Origin of the sequence: Myxococcus sp. MISCRS1 (genome assembly GCF_026626605.1) — a bacterium.
Taxonomy (GTDB): domain Bacteria; phylum Myxococcota; class Myxococcia; order Myxococcales; family Myxococcaceae; genus Myxococcus; species Myxococcus fulvus.
Genome location: NZ_JAPNKB010000001.1, coordinates 6,527,122 through 6,548,332, shown reverse-complemented (window position 1 = coordinate 6,548,332; position 21,211 = coordinate 6,527,122). Strand labels below are relative to the sequence as shown.

Genomic DNA, 21,211 nt, shown 5'->3' with positions numbered 1-21,211 from the left:
ACTGAGACCTCGGAACGGACAGGGGGTGACTGACTCTACGCCGGAAGGGTTCCGGCGATTGCATCCCCCCGCCCGTGAGGCGGGTGCTTCAGCTCGCCTGGCCCGTGTAGATGGCGTCGGCGATGCGGTAGGCGCTGCCCTCCAGGCGCTGGAAGGCCTCCTTGAGGGCGACCGGGTCGGAGGTGTTGAGCAGGCCCTTGAGCCGCTCCAGGTCCGACTTGATCTCCTCGCGGTCCTTCTCCGACAGGAGGCTGGCGTACTCCTCCAGGCTCTTCTCGGTGGTGTAGATGAGGCCGTCCGCGTTGTTGCGCAGCTCCGCCAGCTCCTTCTTCTTCTTGTCGTCGGCGGCGTGCGACTGGGCGTCGTTGATCATCGCCTGGATTTCGGCCTCCGACAGGCCGGAGTTGCTCACCACGCGCACCTGCTGGACCTTGCCGGTGCCCAGGTCCTTGGCGCTGACGTGCACGATGCCGTTGGCGTCGATGTCGAACGACACCTCAATCTGCGGCACGCCACGCGGCGCCGGCGGGATGCCCACCAGCTCGAAGCGGGCCAGCGTCTTGTTGTCCGCCGCCATCTCGCGCTCGCCCTGGAGCACGTGCACGCTCACCAGCGGCTGGTTGTCCACCGCGGTGGAGAACACCTGGCTCTTCTTGCAGGGGATGGTGGTGTTCTTGTCGATGATCTTCGTGAAGACGCCGCCGGCCGTCTCGACGCCCAGGGACAGCGGCGTCACGTCCAGCAGGAGGACGTCCTTCACCTCGCCCTTGAGCACGCCGCCCTGGATGGCCGCGCCCACGGCGACGACCTCATCCGGGTTGATGCCCTTGTGCGGCTCCTTGCCGAAGAACTCGCGCACCTTCTGCTGCACGCGGGGCATGCGCGTCATGCCGCCCACCAGGAGCACCTGGTTGACGTGCTGCGCGGTCAGGCCCGCGTCCTTGAGGGCGATCTTGCAGGGCTCGATGGTGCGGTCGATGAGGTCCGCCACCAGCGCCTCGAAGGTGGAGCGGTCCACCGTCTCCGTCAGGTGCTTGGGGCCGGAGGCATCCGCGGTGATGAACGGCAGGTTCACCTCCGTCTCGGGCGCGCTGGACAGCTCGTGCTTGGCGCGCTCGGCGGCCTCCTTCAGGCGCTGCAGCGCCATGCGGTCGCGGCGCAGGTCCAGGCCGTTGTTCTGCTCGGCGAAGCGCTTGGCCAGGTAGTCGATGAGCCGCTGGTCGAAGTCCTCGCCGCCCAGGAACGTGTCGCCGTTGGTGCTCTTCACCTCGAAGACGCCGGCGGTCAGCTCCAGGATGGAGATATCGAACGTGCCGCCGCCCAAATCGTACACGGCCACGCGCTCGGTGCCGCCGTCCTTGACCTTGTCCAGGCCGTACGCGAGCGCCGCGGCGGTGGGCTCGTTGATGATGCGCAGGACGTTGAGGCCCGCGATGCGGCCGGCGTCCTTGGTGGCCTGACGCTGGCTGTCGTTGAAGTACGCGGGGACGGTGATGACCGCCTCGGTGACGGGCTCGCCGAGGTAGTCCTCCGCCGTCTGCTTCATCTTCATCAGGACGATGGCGGAGACCTCCGGCGGGCTGTGGCCCTTGCCGCGGATCTCCACCCAGGCGTCGCCGTTGGGGCTCGCGGCCACCTTGAAGGCGCTCACGCCGATGGCCTTCTTGGCCTCCGGCGAGTCGAACTTCCGACCGATGAGCCGCTTCACGGCGAACACGGTGTTCTCCGGGTTGGTGATGGCCTGCCGCTTGGCAATCTGGCCCACCAGCCGCTCACCGGAGTCCGTGAAGCCCACCATGGAGGGCGTGGTGCGGCTGCCCTCGCTGTTGGGGATGACCACCGGCTCGCCGCCTTCCATGACGGCGACGCAGGAGTTGGTGGTCCCCAGGTCGATTCCAATCACCTTGCCCATGATGCTTACTGACTCCCCCCGGAAGTGCTGTCCGTGTGCTGCTCGGGTGCTTCGGCCCGCGGCTCGGCTTCCGCCGGAGGTGAGTCCTCGGCGGGCGCGGGGGTGGATGAGGCGGCGGCGTCCACGACGGGCGCGGCGACGGCCTCGGGCGCGCGCGCGACGACGACCATGGCCGGGCGCACCAGGCGCTCGTTGAGGAAGAAGCCGCGCACCACCTCGTAGACCACGTGGCCCGCGGGCGTGTCGGCCGTCTCCACCTGCTGGATGGCCTCGTGCATGCGCGGGTCGAACGGCTGGCCCTTGGCGCTGAAGGACTTCACGCCGTGGCGGCCGAGCGCGTCCTCGAAGGACTTGCGCGTCATGGCCACGCCCTTCTGGAAGCTCTCGATGTCGGGCGACTTGGTCGCGGCCTCGAGCGCGCGGTCCAGGTTGTCCATCACCGGGAGCAGGTCCTTGAGCAGCTTCTCCGAGCCGAAGCGCTGGACCTCCTCCTTCTCCTTCTGCGCGCGCTTGCGGTAGTTCTCCAGGTCCGCGGCGGCGCGGACCATGCGGTCCTGCGCCTCCTTGGCGCGCTCGTGCGCCTCGCGCAGCCGCTCCATGGTCTCGCGACCCTTGGCCTGGCTGAACTCGACCTGCGCCTTGAGCGACTCCACCTCCTGACGCAGCTGCGCGACCTCTTCCGCGGTCGCGGAGGGCGCTGGGGAGTCCTGGGGAGGCACGGAATCCTCGGGGGCGACGGAGGCGGCCGCGTCCTCGGAAGCAGCGGCCTGGGGGGCCTCCACCTCGATGACGGTCACCTCTTCATCCTCCATGCGACGCTCGACGCTGCGGACCGCCGCGTCGATGACGTCCTGCCCGATTTCCGCCTGGATGCTGTCCTTTTCACTGGAGCCGGCCACGGCGCGCACTATCTCACGCGCCGCAAACCGTTCCAACTGGCGGCAATGACTGACGGAACCGGAACCGGAAGTCCGGACCTGTCTGATTCAAGGCCGGGCGGAACTTCACGCTCCGGCGGTGGGCTTCTTCGCGCGGCCGACGGTCTTCTTGGAAGTTGGAGCGGCCTTCTTGGCGGCCGGGCGCCCGCTGGCCTTCTTGCGGCCGATGGACTTGGTGCCGGGGGCGGCCTTCTTCGCGGCCTTGGGTTCGGGCTTGGGGCGCGGGGCCCGGGGGGCCTCGGCGTCGGCGGCCTCGGACTTCGTGGTGCCCGGCGCGCCCGCCTCGCCCTCCTCGGGACGGAAGGCGCGCTCCACGGCGCCCTCGACCTGGCGCACGGCGGTTTCAATCTTCTCCGCGGCGACCTTGGTGGTGCTGGCGGCCCAGGTGCGCAGCTGCACCAGGCCCTCCTTCACCTTGGCCTGCTTGTCCGGGTCCTTCACTTCCTTGAGGAGGCGCTGGGCCTCGCCGCGCAGGTCATCGGTGGTGCGCTTGAGCTCGTCGCCGGTGCGCTTGAGGAACTCCATCAGGTGCTTGTCCCACTTCTCGGCCATTGCGCAGGTCCTCTCGTCCGGGCGGCGGCGCCCCCCGTGGGTTTCGCGGCCCTCGAATATGTCACGGACATCCCCCGGCGCCATTGCAGTTCCCCGAGGGGACACGTCCCGCGAGCATCCCCCCACGGGATACGGCTAGAGTGTCTGATTCCATATAGGGGGAACGGCCGAGCCCCCACCGCTTCTCGGGGAGACCACCTTCATGTCCATCCAACGCGCGGTCGGGATGCTGCTCATCCTGACCTTCCTGGGCGCCTGCTCCGGCGGGGACGACCCGAACCCCGGCAGCGGCCCGAAGCTGCCCAACATCTCCGCGCTGACCGACACCACGGTGGGCGCGCCCTACGACACGCGGATCACCGCCACGGGGGGGACGGCGCCCCTGCGCTACACGCTGAAGTCGGAGGTGCCCCCGGGCTTCTCGTTCTACTCGACGGACGGGCGGCTGACGGGCCCGGCGAGCGCCGCGGGGGACTACTCCCTCCAGGTCGACGTGGTGGACGTGGAGAAGAGCGAGGACTCGCGGACGTACACCCTCAAGGTGTGGCCGGCGCCGGCGCTCGTGGGCGCGACGCTCACGGCGGCCGTGGCGGGCAATGGCTACACGTACACCTTCGGTGGCGTGGGCGGGCGGCCCCCGGTGACGTTCTCCGTGGTGGAGGGCGCGCTGCCGGAGGGCCTGTCGCTGTCGCAGGACGGCGAGGTGACCGGCGTCGCGACGCTCGCGGGCACGACCAGCTTCACGGTGAAGGTGGAGGACGCCAGCGGCATCGCCGCGCAGGCGCGCTACTCGCTGGAGGTGAAGCCGGGCACGGGCACGCCGGACGGAGGCGGGACGGATGGCGGCCCCTCGACGAGCTTCCCCCTGTCGGTGGGCAACTGGAACATCGAGTGGTTCGGCCACACGGGACAGGGGCCGTCGGATGAGGCGCTCCAGCTGGCCAACGTGAAGACGGTGATTGCCGGCGCGGTCGTGGACGTCTGGGGCCTGGCGGAGGTGGTCGACGCGGCGCACTTCGAGGCGCTCAAGGCCCAGCTGCCCGAGTACGACGGCTTCCTGGCCAGCGACCCGCTCGTGCCGTCCGGCTCCTTCTATTACGACGCGGACGAGCAGAAGCTGGGCATCCTCTACAAGAAGGGCCTGGTGCAGGTGCGCGAGGCGCGCATCGTGCTGGGTTCGAGCGACTACTACTTCGCGGGCCGGCCGCCGCTGCGGGTGGACCTGCGCGTCACCCGGTCCGGCACGAACGTGGACCTGTCCGTGCTGATGCTGCACATGAAGGCCACGAGCAACGGCACCGAGTCGGCGGACTACGAGCGGCGGCTCGAGGCGGGGCAGCTGCTCAAGGGCTACCTGGACAGCAGCATGCCCACGCAGCGGGTGATGGTGGTGGGCGACTGGAACGACGACGTGGACGTCTCCACCGTCAACAACCGCGACACGCCCTATCGGAACTTCGTGGACGACGCCGACAACTACCGCTTCGTCACCCAGGAGATGTCCGTGTCCGGCATCGGCTCCACGGTGAGCCGCAACACGTTCATCGACCACCAGCTGGTCAGCAACGAGATGCTGGAGTCCTACGTCCCGGGGTCCGCCGCGGTGCTGCGCCCGAGCATCACCCGCTATGGCACCACCACGTCCGACCACTACCCCATCATCAGCCGCTACAACTTCGGGCAGGTGACGGCGCGCACGCTGAAGGTCACCGCGCCCAACGGGGGCGAGGTGCTCGCCGCGGGCAGCACGTTCGACGTCACCTGGACGGCCTCCGGCGTGCAGAACGTGCGGCTGCAGTACTCGCTCGACAACGGCGTGGTGTGGAGCGACATCGCCACCTCCGTGCCCGCGGCCTCGGGCAGCTTCACGTGGACGGTGCCCTCGGAGGGCTCCTCCACCGCGCGGGTGCGCATCAACGACGCGGCGGACTCCACCCTGGCGGACATCAGCGATGCCCCCTTCACCCTCAACCGGCCCGTGCCCACCCTTTTCATCAACGAGTACCTGCCCCAGCCGCTGCCGGTGAGCGAGGGCGGCCCGCCGGACTACGACAAGATGTTCGTGGAGGTGCGCAACACCGGCACTGCCGCGGTGAACCTGGGCGGCTACTCGCTGCATGACGACGAGTCCCGGCGCGGCGACAAGCCCGCGCGCCACGTCTTCCCCGCGGGGACGATGCTGCAGCCGGGCGCCGTCTACACCGTGTATGGCGACGCCTCGGCCGTGCCCATGGGCGTGCCCAACACCGCGGGCGCCAACGGTGGCGACGGACTTCGCTTCAACCGCTCGAACGACTCCGCCTACCTGGTCCGTCCGGACGGCTCCGAGCAGGACCATGCCTCCTACGGCAGCACCACGCTGGGCGTCTCCTTCAACCGAAACCCGGACGGCACGGGCGCGGGCGAATGGGTGCTCCACGACACGCTGTCCTCCTCGCTCGCCTCCCCGGGGCGCCGCGTGGACGGCTCGGCCTTCTGAGCCACGCTGAAGGCCACACGGGCGACGGGCTCTCGCAAGCCCGGACGCCCAGCATCGACGGCGGGAGCCTTCGACCTCGTCCGCGCCACCTCGGCGCGGGGTGGGTCGGAGCGCTCCCGCTTCAACATCGACCCAGGCGGGTCTTCCCATCCCACGATGGAAGTCTTTGAAAGGAATCAGGGCAAACCCCTGAATCAACTGGCCTTTCCTCAAACGCAACTCAAGGTCAGGTGTGAGGGATAATCTCCTCAAAGCCAGTCGAGCCGGAGAAGACCGATGTCCCTCCCTCCCTTGTCAACGCGTCGTCCTCCCACGCCTGTCACCTCGCGAGAGGAGGCCCCGCGTGAGCAGCCCCGGACGGAGCCCACCGCGCCAGCGATTGCGCCTCGGGCGCAGCCTCCCGCGGAGTTCCGCGGCGTCTCCAGCTTCGACCCCGCTCCGGCGGGGGAGCGTCGACAGGTCGCGCAGGCGGTGACGGGCGCCGCGCCGGGCGCTCCCGCCGAGGCGCCGCGCGCGAGCTGGGCCCAGCGGGTGGGCAGCTGGGCGGCGGACACGGCGCGGGGCTACGCCACGGGCGCCGCGAACCTCGTGCTGGACTCGGCCAGCCTGGTGAACGCCGGCGTCAACCGGGGCCTGGGGGCCGCCGGCATCGACTTCCGCTTCCGCACCGACCTGGCCATCCAGCCCCGCTCGCAGGCGGAGGCCGCCGCGCAGAACGCCGTGAGCCTCTCCTCGATGCTGCTGGGAGGCGTCGGGGCGGCCCGCGCCGCGGCGGGTGCCATCGCCCCCCGCGTGGGTGGAGCGGCGGCGGCCGCGGGTGTGGAGGGTGTGGCCGCGCCCGCCGCGGCGAGGGTGCTGCTGGAGGAGGCCAAGCAGGGCAAGCACATCGTCGGGCACCAGAACTACATCCCGGGCCGCAGCCCCTTCACGCACCCCAACCCGCAGGGCCTGCTGGACCGCTTCTCCGGCCAGGGCCAGCCGGTGGGTAACGTCGCGCGCGGTCAGCCGGGTTTCCGGGAGCGGGTGGACTTCGGCGAGGTCATCGGTCAGGTCAACGGCCAGCCGACGACGCGCGGAATCATCCACTACTCGAGTCAGGGCGCGCATATCGTCCCCGCCAATCCATGAGCACCCCCAACCGAAGCAGCCTGGTCCACCTGTCGCTGCAGCGGGCGCTGCTGGGAGCCATTCCCTCCCGGCTGCGCGCCGTCACCGTCCGCTTCGAGGACAAGAAGCTGCACTTCGAGGCGTTCTACGAGGGCGCGATTCGCGACGAGGACCGCGAGACGATGTCCGAGGTGGAGACCCAGCTCATCGCCGACTTTCCCGACGACCACGAGATCTCCCACGAGTTGATCCGCCTGGACCCCCCGGCCCTGATTCCCAAGGACCGGGCGTGGGTGTTCTACCGCCAGGAGCCGTAGCCCTCGGGCGCGGGAGCGGTCAGGGCGTCACGCCAGCATGCGTCGACGGCACGCCATGCCCCCCGGCATGGCCCCGCCCCTTCCTCGAGGAGACGCCCATGCCGCAGACGCTCACGCTGTACCGCCCGGTGGGGCTCAAGGAGGCGCAGCTCGTCCGGGCGCTCGACCTCCGGGGCTTCCCTCCCCGGCTGCCGGACCAGCCCTTCTTCTACCCCGTCATGAACGTGGACTACGCCCGGCAGATTGCCCGCGACTGGAACGCGCCGGACGCGGGCAGCGGCCACGCGGGCTTCGTCACCGCCTTCGACGTGGACGCGCCCTTCCTGGCCCGCTACCCCGTCCGCACGGTGGGCGCCAGGCTCCACCAGGAGCTGTGGGTCCCCGCCGAGGAGCTGGAGACGTTCAACGCCCACCTCGTGGGCCCCATCCGCTTCCTCGAGGGCTGGTTCGGCCCGGACTACCAGGGCCCCGCCATCCCCTGGGTGCCCGCCGAGCACCAGCACGCCGTCCCCCGCCCGGCGCGCTGAGCCGAAGGGCCCGGAGCCGTCCAGCCTGAAGTGCCGCCGGGAGGGATGGCCCCCTCCCGGCAACTATTTCCGACCCGCCACGCAAGGAAATCGACCCCTCTTCGTTGAGGTGGACGACCCATTTCGAGGGCACGCTCCGTATCCTTTTTCGAGGATGACGGCTGGCCGGGCATTGGGCTCGGACTCGGCTCGCGTGGGTCGGAGACACCGTGCTGCCAGGCAATGACCGCTCCGTCCTGGAGTCCTTCCGTCGTGGGGACACCACCGTCCTCACCCAGGTGTACCGCGCCTATTCGCCGGAGGTGCTGCGCTACCTCTCACGACGGTTCGCGGTGGGCGCGGAGGGAGGAGCCAGCCGCACCATCTCCCTGTCCGCGCTGGACCTGGACGCGGCCCACCAGGAGACGTTCGTGCGCGCGTTCCGCCCCAACATGCGACAGGCCTACGACGGGGTCCGCCCCTACCTGGGCTTCCTGCTGACGGTGGCGCGCTCCACGGCCATCGACCTGATGCGCGCATCGGGGCGGGTGTCCCGGGAAGCGGTGTCCCTGGACGAGGCGCCGGAGCTCGGTCAGCTCCCCAACGAGGGACGCAGCCCGGAGGAGGAGGCGCTGGGCACCGAGGTGCGCGAGCTGGTGCGCCGCTTCCTGGAGTCCCAGCCCGAGGAGGCCCGCGCGCTCGCCCAGCTTCGCTTCGTGGACGGGCTGTCCCAGGAGAGCGCCGCCGAGCAGCTCCAGCTCACCCGCGGAGAGGTCCGGGTGCGCGAGCGGCGGCTGCGCACGCAGTTCACCGAGTACCTGAAGACCTCCGGCTGGTTGGAGACGGCGGCGGAGCCCGGGCGCATGGAGCTGGGTGTGCTCCTGGCGACCCTCGCCCTGTGCGCCATAGGGAGCATCCCATCATGAGGTGGTACGAGCGACACATCGACGCGGGACTGACGCGACAGGCCCAGGGTGAGCTGCCCTCGCCCCAGGCCGCCCGCCTGCTGCGCCATGCGCATCTGTGTCACCGATGTGGCCCGCTCTATGAACGCTGGGCCTGGGCGCAGCGCGCCCTGGAAGGCTCGCTGGAGGCGCCCTCCTCCGTGGAGCGGCACGCGCTGACGGAAGGCGGCCTGGAGGCCGCGCTCGCGGCGGCCGCGCCCCTGGAGGCGCCCGCGCGCTGGCCCTCGCTGACGGCCCTGGGCGGCGCGCTGGCGGCGGTGGTGCTCGCGGTGGTGCTCACGTCGCTGCCCCGGGACGAGTTCCGCTCGCGGGGCCTGGGCACGCCCCCACCCGGCGTCGCGCTGCGCATCTTCTGCGCCACGCCCGGCCAGCCGCTCAAGGAGCTCCACGCGAGCGAGGCCTGCCCCGCCGGCGCCATGCTCGCCTTCGCCGCTGGAGGACAGGCGCCCTACACCCACGTGGCCCTCCAGGTCCGCGGCACCCAGCGCGCGGAGCTGATGGCCGGGCCCTTCGTGCTGACGGGCACCCCGGGTCAGGAGGCACCGCTGGAGCTGACGGTGCCCCTGCCGGAGACGGTGGGCGAGGCGGAGGTGACCGCCGCGTTCGCCGGCAGCCCGTCCGCGGCCCTGGCGGCCTTGCGAGGGGAGGAGCAGGGGGGGGCAGTGGTGCTCAAGCAGACACTGAGGGTAGAGGAAGGTCCATGAACAAGCTGGGAGTGCTCCTCGGGGTCGCCGCGCTCTTCGCAGCCCGCGACGCCTCGGCGGATGCCCTGGTCCGACGTGCCCTCGTGATTGCCCACAACGGGAGCGACGACCCGTCGCTGCCCGCGCTGCGCTTCGCCGACGATGACGGCGTGCTGTGGGCGGAGACGCTGCAACGGCTGGGCGTGGAGACGACGCTGCTGGTGGACCCCGACGCGGCGACGCGCGCGGGGGGACGGCCCGTGCTCGCGGGCGCGCGGCCGCCCACGCCGGAAGAAGTGAAGCGCGAGGTGGCCCGGCTGCGCGCCGCCAGCCTGGCCGATGACGAGGCGGGCCGCGCCACGGACGTGCTCGTGGTGTACGTGGGCCACGGCAACACGGACGAGGCGGGCCGCGCCTACTTCACGCTGGCCGGGGGCCGGCTGGACAAGTCGAGCCTCTACGCGGACGTGGTGGACCCGCTCGCCGCCGACTACGTGCACCTCATCGTGGACGCGTGCCGCGCCTCGGGTGTCGTCGGCAGCCGCGGCGGCCAGACGGAGGCGGCGGTGCTGGCGGAGCTGCGCGGCATGCTCGCGCGCGAGCAGCTGGCCACGCGCCCCATGGTGGGCGCCGTGTTCGCGGAGAGCGACGACGGCGAGACGCACGAGTGGTCGCGCATCCGCGCCGGCGTCTTCAGCCACGTGGCGCGCTCGGGCCTCTTGGGCGCCGCCGACATCAACGGCGACGGGCAGGTGGAGTACAGCGAGCTGGGCGCCTTCGTGTCCGCGTCACTGCAGGGCGTCAAGGGCCTGCCCGCGCGGCTGAGCATCCACGCCTTCGCGCCCACCGGCGAGCCGCGCCGTCCGCTCGTCGGCGCCGCGCCCGCGGGCCCCAGCCTGGTGCTGAGCTCGAACTTCGGCCAGTCGCGCGTGTCCGTGGAGGACGCGGAGGGCCGGCGGCTCGCGGACGTGCGGCGCGCGGAGGACCAGTACGTGATGCTGCGGCTGCCCGAGCGCGACGTGTACTGGCTGCGCACCCCCACCAGCGAGGCGCGCATCACCCTGGCGGAGCTGAGCCAGGGGGTGCTGGACTTGAAGCCGCGCGAGCTCCAGGAGCGTGGCCCCGCCGAGGAGGCCCTGCGCCGGGGCCTGTTCGCGGTGCCGCTCGACAAGAACTTCTATGACCAGTACGTGGCCGCCGCGGGCCTGGTGCCGGTGGACTTCTCCCGCGCCTTCCCGCCGGCCGAGGGCGGCGGCTTCGTGCCCCGCTCGCTCGTGTTGACGGCCCCCCACCCGTTCTTCTCCGGCCTGGAGGTGGGGCTGGTGGGCCAGCAGGCGCCGCTGGGGCTCGACGCGTACGCCACCGGCCCCAGCCTGTCGTGGCGCAGCCAGGGCGACTCGAACTTCTATTACGGCGGGCGCGCCAGCTACACGGTGATGCCCAAGCGGTTCGAGAACGTGCGCACGCACCGCGCCACGGTGCTGGCGCTGGTGGGTACCCGGGACGTGCGGCGCACCCCGCTGTTCGTGGAGGCCGGAGCGGGCTGGGGCATGCTCGGGGTGTCGTCGCCGAACAAGCGCATGGGAGACCTCACCGTCTCCACGGGCCACCTCGCGGCGGGGGCGTCGGGACGGCTCCTGGGCATGCACCTGCGGTTGGCCGCCACGGCCTCCGCGGACCGCGTCACGCTGGATGGCGACGACGCGTGGGACACGATGTTCGGTCTCGAGCTCGCGTTCCGACGCTGAAGCGCCGAGCGGCCTCAGGGGGCCTCATGATGCGACGTCTGGGAGTGACGCTGCTGGGCCTGCTGCTCGCCGGCTGCGACGGAATCAACCTGTCGCAGCTCACCTGGCGCTACCCGCCGCTGACCCGCTTCGAGGTCGAGCCTCCCGGAGGCCGGTGCCCGTTCGGTGGGGACCGGGTGCTCACCGGCATCGACCAGAACGAGGACGGGCTGCTGACCGGCACCGAGGTCATGTCGGAGCACTACGACTGCGACGGCCAGCCGCTGGACTGGGTGACGCAGGCGCGCCCCGTGGAGCCCACCGATTCGTGCCCCCTGGGCGGCGTGAGCACGCGCTCCGGACTGGACCAGAACCGCGACGGCGAGCTGAGCGACGCGGAGGTCACCCACGAGCGGCTCGACTGCACGGGCGTGTATCCGGTGAACGTCCAGGTGCGGGGCGTCGCGGAGGGATATCCCGCGTGCGAAGGAGAAGGCACGCTGGTGGAAGCGGGGCCCGACCTGGATGGCGACGGCCAGCTCGGGGCCATCGAGCGGAGGACCCTGGCGGTGCACTGTGGCGAAGCCCCCTCGCGAATCCTGGCGCGGCTGGAGAGCGAGCCCGTCGGGGCGCGCTGCGCGATGGGCGGCCACCGGGTGGACTCCGGAGCGGACCAGAACGCCGACGGCGTCCTCCAGGAGCAGGAGGTCACCCAGCGCAGGCGGGTGTGCCAGGGAGCGCCCATCCTCGACGGAGACCTCTTCGCGACCACCGCGGAGGACTTCGCGCTGCTCAAGACGCTCGTCCGCATCGAGGGCTCGCTCGTGCTCTTCCGCACGCCGCTGGAGCAGCTCGTGCTGCCGCGATTGGCGGAGATCTCCGGCGGGTTGATCGTGTCGGAGAACGCCGCGCTGACGCGCCTGGAGCTGGACGCGCTGCGCTTCGTGGGCAACGAGGTGCAGATCTTCGTCAACCTGGAGCTCACGGTGCTGCGCTTCGGCGCGGCGACGCAGCCCCAGCCGGTGTGGCTGGAGAACAACCTCTCGGTCTGGAACAACCCCCGGCTGGAGAGCCTGGACGGGCTGCGCAGCGTGCGCGTCCGTCAGGACCTCTTCCTCGCCTACAACGACTCGGCGCAGAGCCTGGTGTCGTGGGACCTCACGGACCTGGGGGGGACGCTCTCCGTCGCCGACCACAAGAGCCTCAGCCGGCTGCCGTTCCAGAACCTCCGGACGGTGGGCGGCTCGCTCGCCATCCACAACAACCCGGTGTTGACCACGATGAGCTTCCCCGACCTGCTGGAGGTGGGGCAGTCCATCGACATCGGCAACAACGCCTCGCTCAGCCGCCTGTCGGGGCTGTCGTCCCTGCGCGCGGTCCATGACGTCTTCATGGTGAGCAACAACGAGTCCCTGCACTCCATCGACGCGATGCCGGGGCTCAACCACGTGGGCTCGCTGATGCTGATGAACAGCCCTCGGCTGGAGGCGTTCGACTTCACGAACCTCCAGTCCATCCGCGGCCAGCTCGTGGTGGCCTACTGTCCGAAGCTGGCGAGCCTGGGCGCCTTCCCGCGCCTGGAGTCGGTCGCCGGCCTGGAGCTCCTGGACAACGCCTTGCTGTGGGATGTCTCGGGCCTGGACCGCGTCCGGAGCCTGCGCTCGCTCGTGGTGCGGGACAACGCCTCCCTGCAAGGCCTGGCGGGCCTGCGAAAGCTCCTGTCCGTGTCGGACCTGACCATCCAGGACAACCCCCGGCTGCTGACGTTGGACCTGGACGGGCTGACGGAGGTCGGCGCCACGCTGACCATCCAGCGCAACCCGTCGCTGCCCTCCTGTCTGGCGAACCAGCTGGCGGACCGCGCCCTCCGGGGCGGGACGCGCACGGTCCAGGACAACGACGAGCAGACGTCCTGCTCCTCGCCCCTGCTCCTCCCCGGAGAGCCGGTCGCGGCCCGCGGGGCCGCCGCTGGAGAAGACGCACCATGAGATGGACCTGGCTGGCCCTGCTGCCGCTCGCGGCGGGGTGTGACTCCCTGCGCATCCGCGACCTGATGGACCACCCGACAGCGCTCAGCCGGGAGGTGGTGGAGCTGCCCGGCGAGAGGTGTGAGCTGGGAGGCCGCGACGTGCTGGTGGGCACGGACGACAACCGCAACGGCGTGCTCGACGACGAGGAGGTCACGGGCTCGACGCTCGTCTGCGCCATCGCCGAGACGCAGATGCGGGTGGACCAGCAGCCGGTGCCTCCGGGCGAGCGGTGTCCGGGCGGGGGGTGGGTCACCCGCGCCGGCCACGACTTCAATCAGGACGGCGTGCTGGACACGCCCGAGGTCGCCCGCGAGGTGTATTCGTGCCGCGACATCGCCGAGGCCCAGCTGCTCACACGCACGCGAGCGGCCACGCCCTCCTCCCGCGTCTGCCTGGAGCCCACCACGCTCACCGTCGTCGAGGCGGGCCACGACGAGGACGGCGACGAGGTGCTCGGCGACGACGAGGTACGCACCCGCCTGGAGGTCTGCGTGGAGACCTCCCGCCTGCTCGTCACGCGCGCCTGGGAGCCGACGTGCGCGGCCGGGGGCACCCGCGTCAGCGCGGGCATGGACCTGGACGCGGACGGGGTGCTCGACGACGAGGAGGTGCTCGCCTCGAATCCCATCTGCGAGGACCTGAACACGTTCGACGGCACCTTCGTCATCCGGGGGCCGGTGGACGTGGCCGTGCTGAAGGGCATCTCCCGCATCCGGGGCAACCTGGAGGTGAGGACGGGCAACACGCCGGTCGCCGAACTCCGGCTCACCGCGCTGGAGGTCGTCGACGGCACGCTGTACGTGCAGGACAACGCGTCCCTCACGCGGCTGGAGCTGCCCGGGCTGCGCTTCATCGGCCAGGGGCTGAGCGTGCTGAACAACGCCGCGCTGGAGACGGTGACGGTGGGCGGCGCGACGGGACAGTCCACCTGGGCGGGAACCCATCTGGAGGTGGCGCACAACCCCCAGCTCCAGAGCCTGGACGGGCTCCAGTCGGTGGTGCCGCGGGGCGGCGTGCTCATCGAGGACAACGCGCGGCTCGCCCACACGTCCCAGGGCCTGGGACTGCGCGCCATCCAGACGCTGACGGGCTCGCTGCGCATCAAGGACAACCCCGCGCTGGAGCTCCTGCCGCTGCCCAACCTGACGAGCGTGGCGCAGAGCGTGCTCATCGAGAACAACGCCCGCCTCACCACCCTGGAGGGCACGCGGCTGGAGCACATCGGCAAGAACCTGGAGGTGACGAACAACCCCGCGCTGCGCACGCTGACGGGGCTGGGGGCGCTGCACACCATCGGGGTGACGCTGGAGGTCCGGCTCAACGCGGCGCTCGTCGACAGCAACGGGCTGGGCTCGCTCGCGCAGGTGGAGAGCATCTTCTTCTCGCGCAACGACGCGCTGGCGTGGTGGGGGAACATGCCCCGGCTGCAGGGCCTGCGAGGCACCCTCTCGCTGGAGGCGCACGCGCTCCTGGTGGACGTGCGCGGCATGGAGTCGCTGCGGATGCTGTCGTGGCTGAGCCTCTACAACAACCCGTCGCTGACGACGCTGACGGGGCTCGCGGGCGTGGAGCGGCTGACGGGGCTGGCCTCGGAGCAGAACGGCGCGCTGACCAGCCTCGCGGACCTCAAGGGTCTGCGCACCCTGGAGTCGCTGATGCTGCTGGACAACCCCCTCCTGACGGAGCTGGGGCTGCCCGCGGTGCAGCAGGTGTCGCGGTACTTCTCCATCCAGCGCAATCCCCAGCTCCCCACGTGCCGGGTGAGGGCCTTCGGCGAGCGCGTCTACACCGGTCCGGGGAACGTCTACCTGGTGGCGGGCAACAACGACGCGGCCACCTGTCCCTGAAGGCGAGGGCTCCTTCGTGGTGCGCGACAACCCCGACGGTCCCAATGCCACGTCGCCGCGAGAGCGGACGCCGTCTTCACCGGCGCCGAGGACGAGCGCTCCATCCATGGCCACGACACGACGGCGGTGTGCACGGCCCCTTGAATCCCCCGCGCTGACGCCCGCCCCCCGAGCGCGCCACGGGTCGCCCGTCCCGTCGCCTGGGGCATGAAGCCGCGCCGATGCGCTCCTTCCCGGAGGAGCGTGCGCATGGCCAAGCCCGTCATCCTCGCGGTGGACGACGACACGGAGGTGCTTCGCGCGGTGGAGCGCGACTTGCGGCGCCAGTACGGCCGCGAGTACCGGGTGCTCAGCGCGGACCGGGGAGAGGCCGCGCTGGAGACGGTGCGCCAGCTGCGGCTGCGGGGTGACCCGGTGGCGCTCTTCCTCGTGGACCAGCGCATGCCGGGCATGTCCGGCGTGGAGTTCCTGGAGCAGGCGAAGACGCTCTACGACGAGGCCCGGCGCGTGCTGCTCACCGCGTACGCGGACACGCAGGCGGCCATCCACGCCATCAACGAGGTGCGGCTGGACCACTACCTGCTCAAGCCGTGGGAGCCGCCCGAGGAGCGCCTGTATCCGGTGCTGACGGACCTGCTGGAGGAGTGGTGGGCGCACCACCCTCCGACGTTCGAGGGCCTCCGCGTGCTGGGCAACCGCTGGGCCCCTCGCTCACATGCGCTGCGCGACTTCCTGGGCAGCAACCAGGTGCCCTACCAGTGGCTCGACGTGGAGGCCAGCGACGAGGGGCGCCTGCTGCTTGCGCAGGCCGGAGGCGCCGCGGTGGAGAAGCTGCCGCTGGTGCTCTTCCCGGACGGCACGCGGCTGATGGGCCCGTCCACGCTGGAGGTCGCGGAGCGCATCGGCCTGAAGGTGCGCGCGACCAAGCCCTTCTACGATTTGGTCATCATCGGCGGAGGCCCCGCGGGGCTGGCGGCCGCGGTGTATGGCGCGTCCGAGGGGCTGGGCACGGTGATGGTGGAGCGCAGCGCGCCGGGAGGACAGGCGGGCACCAGCTCGCGCATCGAGAACTACCTGGGCTTCCCCGCGGGGCTGAGCGGCTCGGACCTGGCGCGGCGCGCGGTGGCGCAGGCGGCGCGGTTCGGGGTGGAGATACTGACGCCGCAGGAGGTGAGCCACCTGCGCGTGGAGGACCCGTACCGCATCGTCACGCTCGCGGACGGCACGGAGCTCAGCTGCCACGCGCTGCTGCTCGCCATGGGCGTGCAGTGGAAGAAGCTCTCCACGCCCGGCATGGAGGCGCTCACCGGGGCGGGCGTCTACTACGGCTCGTCGCGCACGGAGGCGCTGTCGTGCAAGGACGAGGAGGTCTACATCATCGGCGGCGCCAACTCCGCCGGACAGGCCGCGCTCTACTTCGCGCAGTTCGCCCGTCGGGTGACGCTGGTGGTGCGCGGGGACTCGCTGGAGAAGGGCATGTCCCATTATCTGGTCGAGCAGGTGCGCTCGCTCGCCAACGTCACGGTGCTGCTCGACACGGAGGTGACGCGCGTGGAGGGCGGCGCGCATCTGGAGTCCGTCACGTTGGCCACGCGCGGACAGCCCGAGCGCACCGTGCCCGCGAGCACGCTGTTCGTGATGATTGGCGCGGTGCCGCGGACGGAGTGGCTGGACGGGCTGGTGGCGCGCGACGAGCGCGGCTACATCCTCACCGGCCCGGACCTGATGCCGGCCGGACAGCGGCCCAAGGGGTGGAAGCCGGAGCGGGCGCCCTTCCTGCTGGAGACGAGCGTGCCGGGCATCTTCGCCGCGGGCGACGTGCGCCACGCCTCCATCAAGCGCGTGGCCTCCGGCGTGGGCGAGGGCTCCATCGCCATCTCCTTCATCCACCAGTACCTGAGCGAGGTGTGACGTGTCCGTGGACCCGAAGCAGCCCCAGGAGCGACTGCGGTGCCTGGAGCACACCGTGCTGCGCCAGGAGAAGCTGGCCGCGCTGGGGCGTCACGCGGCGGGGCTCGCGCACGAGATGAACAACCCGGCCTCCGCGGGCCGACGCGCCACCGAGCAGCTCACCCAGGCCATGGACGCGCAGGAGGACCTGTCCGTTGCGTTGGACCAGTGGCGACTGACACAGGCCCAGCGACAGCTGCTGCTGCGCACCTGTCGCCAGAGCCAGGGCCGGGGCGCGACCCGCGACATGGACCCGCTCACGCGCGGAGACGCCGAGGATGCGCTGGCCACGTGGATGGACGCGAAGGGCGTGGTGAACGCGTGGGACCTGTCCCCCACGTTGCTGGACGCGGGCATCGGCGAGGCGCAACTGGAGCCGCTCACCCAGGCCCTGCCCGCCCAGGCGCTGCCGGACGCGCTCGCGTGGCTGGAGGCCCTGGTGCGCACGCGCGCGCTGCTGGCGGAGGTGCGGCAGAGCACCACGCGGCTGTCGGAGCTGGCGGGCGCGGTGAAGTCCTATACCCACGCGGGCAAGGAGCAGCCCGAGCCCGTGGACGTGCACGAGGGGCTGGAGAACACGCTGCTCCTGCTCAACTACAAGCTGAAGCACGGCGTCGAGGTGAAGCGCGAGTACGACCGGAGCCTCCCGCGCGTGCAGGCGCTGCCCGGGATGCTGAACCACGTGTGGACCAACCTGGTCGACAACGCCATCGACGCCATGGGCGGCAAGGGCCACCTCACGGTGCGCACCGCGAAGGACGAAGACTCCCTCCTCGTGGAGGTGGTGGACGATGGGCCCGGCATTCCGCCCGAGCTGCTGCCGCGCATCTGGGAGCCCTTCTTCACCACCAAGCCCATGGGCCAGGGCACCGGCCTGGGCCTGGACATCATCCGCCGCGTCATCGTGGACCGGCATCACGGCGACGTTCGCGTGGAGTCGAGGCCGGGCCGCACCGCCTTCCAGATACGCCTGCCCCTGAAGTGAGGCTCACGCGCCGCGCAGCTCCTCGGGCTCCGGACGCTGACGCGGCGAGGGCACGCGCGGACGCGCGGGCTCGGGGATGAAGGCACCATCGAGCTCGAAGGGCAGACGGACCTGGAAGCACGTCTCGCCGGGGCGCGAGGTGACGATGACCTCGCCCTGGTGGAGCAGCGACACCACGCGGTGGGTGATGCTCAGCCCCAGGCCCGTGCCCTCGCCCACGCCCTTCGTGGTGAAGAACGGGTCGAAGATGCGCGGCAGCACCTCGGGCGGAATGCCGGGCCCGTCGTCCACCACCTCGACCACGACGTGGTCCGTGTCCCGGTGCGTGCGCAGCCGCAGCGTGCCGCCGCCGTGCTCCTTGATGGCGTCGGTCGCGTTCTCGATGAGGCTGGTCCACACCTGGTTGAGCTCCGTGCCGTACGCGGTGATGGGCGGCAGGCTCCGGTCGTACTCGCGCACCACATGGACGCCGCGCAGCCGGTGGCCCAGCACCGCCAGCGTGCTCTCCAGTCCGTCATGGACGTCCACGCGCTGCAGCGGGGCCTCGTCCAGGTACGTGTACGCGCGGGCCGCGTTCACCAGCGAGGCGATGCGACCTCCGGCCTGCCCCACCTCGTCGAGCAGCACGGAGATGCCTCGCGTGGCGGCCACCCAGCGCAGCGTGCCCTTCAGCACCTCGCCCGACAGCGACGCCAGCTCGTGCTCCAGCTTCTCGAGCGACAGCCCCGACTCCACCAGGTCCGGCGCCATCACCCAGGCCTCCTCCACGCCGCGCGCATCCAACCAGCGCGCGAGCGCGTCCTCCGCGTCGCCCTTGTCCAGCGGGTTGAGCGTCTCGGGTGACACCGAGCCGCGGGCCTCCAGCGCGCGCACCTGGGGCTCGGACAGCGTGCGGCAGTCCAGGGACAGGGCCAGCGAGGGCAGTTCGCGCAGACGGTCGCCCAGCGCGCGCACACCGCGCATCACGGCGGACACGGGGTTGTTCAGCTCGTGGGCCAGCCCCGCCGCGAGCGTGCCCAGCGAGGCGAGCTTCTCCTGCTGGAGCGAGATGGACTGGAGCGCCTTCATGCGCTCGGCCATCTTGCTCAGGATGCGCTGATTGGCCGTGGGACAGTCCGCGAGCATCCGCCAGAAGGACGGGTGCGACAGCCGCAGGAGCCGACAGTGCGTGAGCGCGCGGCTGCTGGCGAGGAAGCACTGGCCGAGCAGCAGCGGCACCTCGCCGAAGAAGTCGCCCGCGCGGAACACGGAGATGAGCGTCTCCACGCCGCCCACGGTCTTGGTGATGCGAATCTCGCCCTCGAGGATGAGGTAGAAGGAGGCGGGCTCGCCCTCGTGGCCCAGCCACTCCTGGGGTTGGAGCTCCAGGTGGGTGGACTCGGCGCGCAGGCGCTCGGCCTCCTCCTCGTCCACTTCCGAGAAGAGGGTGCTGCTTCGCAGCTCCGCGAGGAAGCGCTCCGCCGCGTCTCCGTCCTCCGCGCTCGCCAGGGTGGGACGCGGCACCGGACCCGGGGCGTCGGGGCGTGGCGGGGGAGCGACATGCGGCTCCATGCGGAGGCTCCTTTTCGACGGGGTTCCCCCGAACAGTGCGCCCCGCCCTCCGTGCCCGCCGTCCTCCGCGCTCCGCTGTCCGCCTCCCGGAGGAGCCCTCGGGCGGCGGCTGCCTGCCCTGTCCGGATGTGGGTGGGCGATGCGCGCACCGGACGTTCGGACGATTCCGGGCCTCGGGTGCAGGTGGAGATGGACACCCTTCCGTCCACCCAGGCAGCATCCAGGCGACATGGGAAGCGAGGACATCGTCACAGCGCTGCGCCGGGTACCGCTGTTCTCCCGGCTGGGCGACGAGCAACTGCACTGGGTGGCCAGCCATGGGCGGCAGCTCCACTTCCCAGCGGGGGCCCGCGTCGCCGCGCAGGGCGACCCGGCGGACGGGCTCTCCATCATCCTCGAGGGCCGCACGGTGTGGGCCCGCCGCGTGGGCGAGCAGGACACGCCCACCGGCGCGCTGGAGGCAGGCGACATCTTCGGGGAGCTCATCCTCTTCCTGAACTCGCCCTACCCCACCACCGGGCACGCGCACACGGACGTGCGCCTGCTGAGGTTGGAGCCCGCCGCCTTCTGGGAGCTCTTGCGACTGGCGCCGTCCTTGAGCCGGGGGCTGATGGAGGTCGCGGCCCAGCGCACCCAGCCGCAGGAGGTGGTGTCCACGCAGCAGCCGCTGGCGTTGAAGCCGGGGCAGATGGTGGCGGGGCTCGCGCCGGAGCTGGGCAACCCCGCGGCGTCGGCGAACCGGAGCGCGTCGCGGCTGCGGGACACGCTGCGGCTGGTGTCCGCGCGGGCGATGGCGCTCGGGCAGCACGGGCTGTCCTCCGCGCAGCGCGGGGCGCTCTTGGCCCTGCCCCGCGAGGCCGCCGACCGCGCGCGGGCCACGCCGGCGCTGGAGCCGCTCGCGCGCACGCAGCGCGAGGAGGAGATCGGCTCGTGGCTGGAGCTTCGCGGGATGACGGACGCGTGGGACGTGGCGCCCGCGCTGGTGGCCTCCGGGCTGGATGTGGCCTGGCTGGACTCGGTGGCGCGCCGCGTGGGTGAGGCGCTGCTGCGCGACACGCTGTCCTGGTTGGTGGCCGCGGTGAGCGGTGACGTGCTGCTGGCGGAGGTGGAGCGCGGCAGCGCGCGGGTGCACGCGCTGGTGGAGGGCGTGAAGGCCTACAGCTTCATGGACCGGGCGCAACCCTCCGAGGTGGACGTCCACGAAGGCCTGGAGAACGCGCTGTCGGCGCTGCGTCACCGGCTGGAGGGAGACCACGTCCGCATCGAGCGGCAGTTCGCCTCGGACGCGCCGAAGCTCCAGGCGGAGGCCCACGCGCTCGACGAGGTGTGGACGCAGCTGGTGCTCAACGCGCTGGAGGCGCTGGGGGAGCGGGGCGGCACGCTGCGGCTGCGCACGTGGACGGAGGCGCGGGGGCTGGTGGTGGAGGTGGCGGACGACGGGCCCGGCATCCCGAAGGACTTGATGCCGCGCATCTTCGAGCCCTTCTTCAGCACGAAGCCGAACGCGGCGGGGCTGGGGTTGGACATCAGCCGGCGCATCATCGAGCGGCATGGCGGGGACGTGCGCGTGCTCTCCGCGCCGGGGCACACGCGGGTGCAGGTGCGGCTGCCGGCGTGAGGGCGGCTGTCATCCGGCGCACGCGCGGAGCATCCACCGGGTGA

General features: G+C 71.5%; 16 protein-coding genes. 12 read left to right on the top strand and 4 right to left on the bottom strand.

The window, feature by feature from the left end; genetic code table 11:
• Positions 1–88: 88 nt before the first annotated feature.
• The 3 genes from dnaK to OWM54_RS26070 form a co-directional block, all read right to left on the bottom strand.
• Positions 89–1,912, bottom strand: coding sequence for a molecular chaperone DnaK (dnaK, locus tag OWM54_RS26080; RefSeq protein WP_141326698.1), 1,824 nt, complete (start codon positions 1,910–1,912; stop codon positions 89–91).
• A gap of 5 nt (positions 1,913–1,917) precedes the next feature.
• A complete protein-coding gene (grpE, locus tag OWM54_RS26075; RefSeq protein WP_223750716.1) occupies positions 1,918–2,820 on the bottom strand; it encodes a nucleotide exchange factor GrpE in 903 nt (300 codons plus the stop codon).
• Between the two features lie 96 nt (positions 2,821–2,916).
• A complete protein-coding gene (locus tag OWM54_RS26070) occupies positions 2,917–3,402 on the bottom strand; it encodes a transcriptional regulator (protein ID WP_223750715.1) in 486 nt (161 codons plus the stop codon).
• Between the two features lie 202 nt (positions 3,403–3,604).
• On the opposite strand from OWM54_RS26070, the gene OWM54_RS26065 reads away from it, so the two are divergent.
• From OWM54_RS26065 to OWM54_RS26015, 11 genes are all read left to right on the top strand, one after another.
• Positions 3,605–5,881 carry a lamin tail domain-containing protein gene (locus tag OWM54_RS26065; RefSeq protein WP_267699253.1) on the top strand — a complete coding sequence of 759 codons (2,277 nt, stop codon included), beginning with the start codon at positions 3,605–3,607 and terminating at the stop codon, positions 5,879–5,881.
• Positions 5,882–6,157: 276 nt separating this feature from the next.
• Positions 6,158–7,009, top strand: coding sequence for a polymorphic toxin type 50 domain-containing protein (locus tag OWM54_RS26060; protein ID WP_267699252.1), 852 nt, complete (start codon positions 6,158–6,160; stop codon positions 7,007–7,009).
• Entirely contained in the window at positions 7,006–7,305 is a 300-nt protein-coding gene (locus OWM54_RS26055) for a hypothetical protein (protein ID WP_267699251.1), read from the top strand. The genes OWM54_RS26060 and OWM54_RS26055 overlap by 4 nt, the downstream gene beginning before the upstream one ends.
• A gap of 98 nt (positions 7,306–7,403) precedes the next feature.
• On the top strand, positions 7,404–7,832 hold the full coding sequence (locus OWM54_RS26050) for an ADP-ribosylation/crystallin J1 (protein WP_267699250.1): 429 nt from the start codon (positions 7,404–7,406) through the stop codon (positions 7,830–7,832).
• A gap of 209 nt (positions 7,833–8,041) precedes the next feature.
• A complete protein-coding gene (locus OWM54_RS26045; RefSeq protein WP_223750710.1) occupies positions 8,042–8,737 on the top strand; it encodes an RNA polymerase sigma factor in 696 nt (231 codons plus the stop codon).
• A complete protein-coding gene (locus tag OWM54_RS26040) occupies positions 8,734–9,480 on the top strand; it encodes a hypothetical protein (RefSeq protein WP_267699249.1) in 747 nt (248 codons plus the stop codon). The genes OWM54_RS26045 and OWM54_RS26040 overlap by 4 nt, the downstream gene beginning before the upstream one ends.
• Positions 9,477–11,207: a caspase family protein gene (locus OWM54_RS26035; protein WP_223750709.1), complete on the top strand. Its 1,731-nt coding sequence runs from the start codon at positions 9,477–9,479 to the stop codon at positions 11,205–11,207. Before OWM54_RS26040 ends, OWM54_RS26035 begins: the two co-directional genes overlap by 4 nt.
• 26 nt (positions 11,208–11,233) lie before the next feature.
• On the top strand, positions 11,234–13,174 hold the full coding sequence (locus OWM54_RS26030; RefSeq protein WP_267699248.1) for a DUF7151 family protein: 1,941 nt from the start codon (positions 11,234–11,236) through the stop codon (positions 13,172–13,174).
• Positions 13,171–15,063 carry a DUF7151 family protein gene (locus OWM54_RS26025; RefSeq protein ID WP_267699247.1) on the top strand — a complete coding sequence of 631 codons (1,893 nt, stop codon included), beginning with the start codon at positions 13,171–13,173 and terminating at the stop codon, positions 15,061–15,063. The genes OWM54_RS26030 and OWM54_RS26025 overlap by 4 nt, the downstream gene beginning before the upstream one ends.
• A 249-nt stretch (positions 15,064–15,312) precedes the next feature.
• Positions 15,313–16,974, top strand: a complete 1,662-nt coding sequence (locus OWM54_RS26020) for an FAD-dependent oxidoreductase (RefSeq protein ID WP_267699246.1) — start codon at positions 15,313–15,315, stop codon at positions 16,972–16,974.
• A gap of 1 nt (position 16,975) precedes the next feature.
• On the top strand, positions 16,976–17,998 hold the full coding sequence (locus OWM54_RS26015) for a sensor histidine kinase (RefSeq protein WP_267699245.1): 1,023 nt from the start codon (positions 16,976–16,978) through the stop codon (positions 17,996–17,998).
• Positions 17,999–18,001: 3 nt separating this feature from the next.
• Here OWM54_RS26015 and OWM54_RS26010 read toward each other — a convergent pair whose 3' ends face one another.
• Positions 18,002–19,549, bottom strand: a complete 1,548-nt coding sequence (locus OWM54_RS26010; RefSeq protein WP_267699244.1) for an ATP-binding protein — start codon at positions 19,547–19,549, stop codon at positions 18,002–18,004.
• 229 nt (positions 19,550–19,778) lie between these two features.
• Here OWM54_RS26010 and OWM54_RS26005 point away from each other — a divergent pair, with 229 nt between their 5' ends.
• The gene (locus OWM54_RS26005) at positions 19,779–21,167 is read left to right on the top strand and encodes an ATP-binding protein (protein ID WP_223750702.1); all 1,389 of its coding nucleotides are present in this window, start codon (positions 19,779–19,781) and stop codon (positions 21,165–21,167) included.
• Positions 21,168–21,211: the final 44 nt, after the last annotated feature.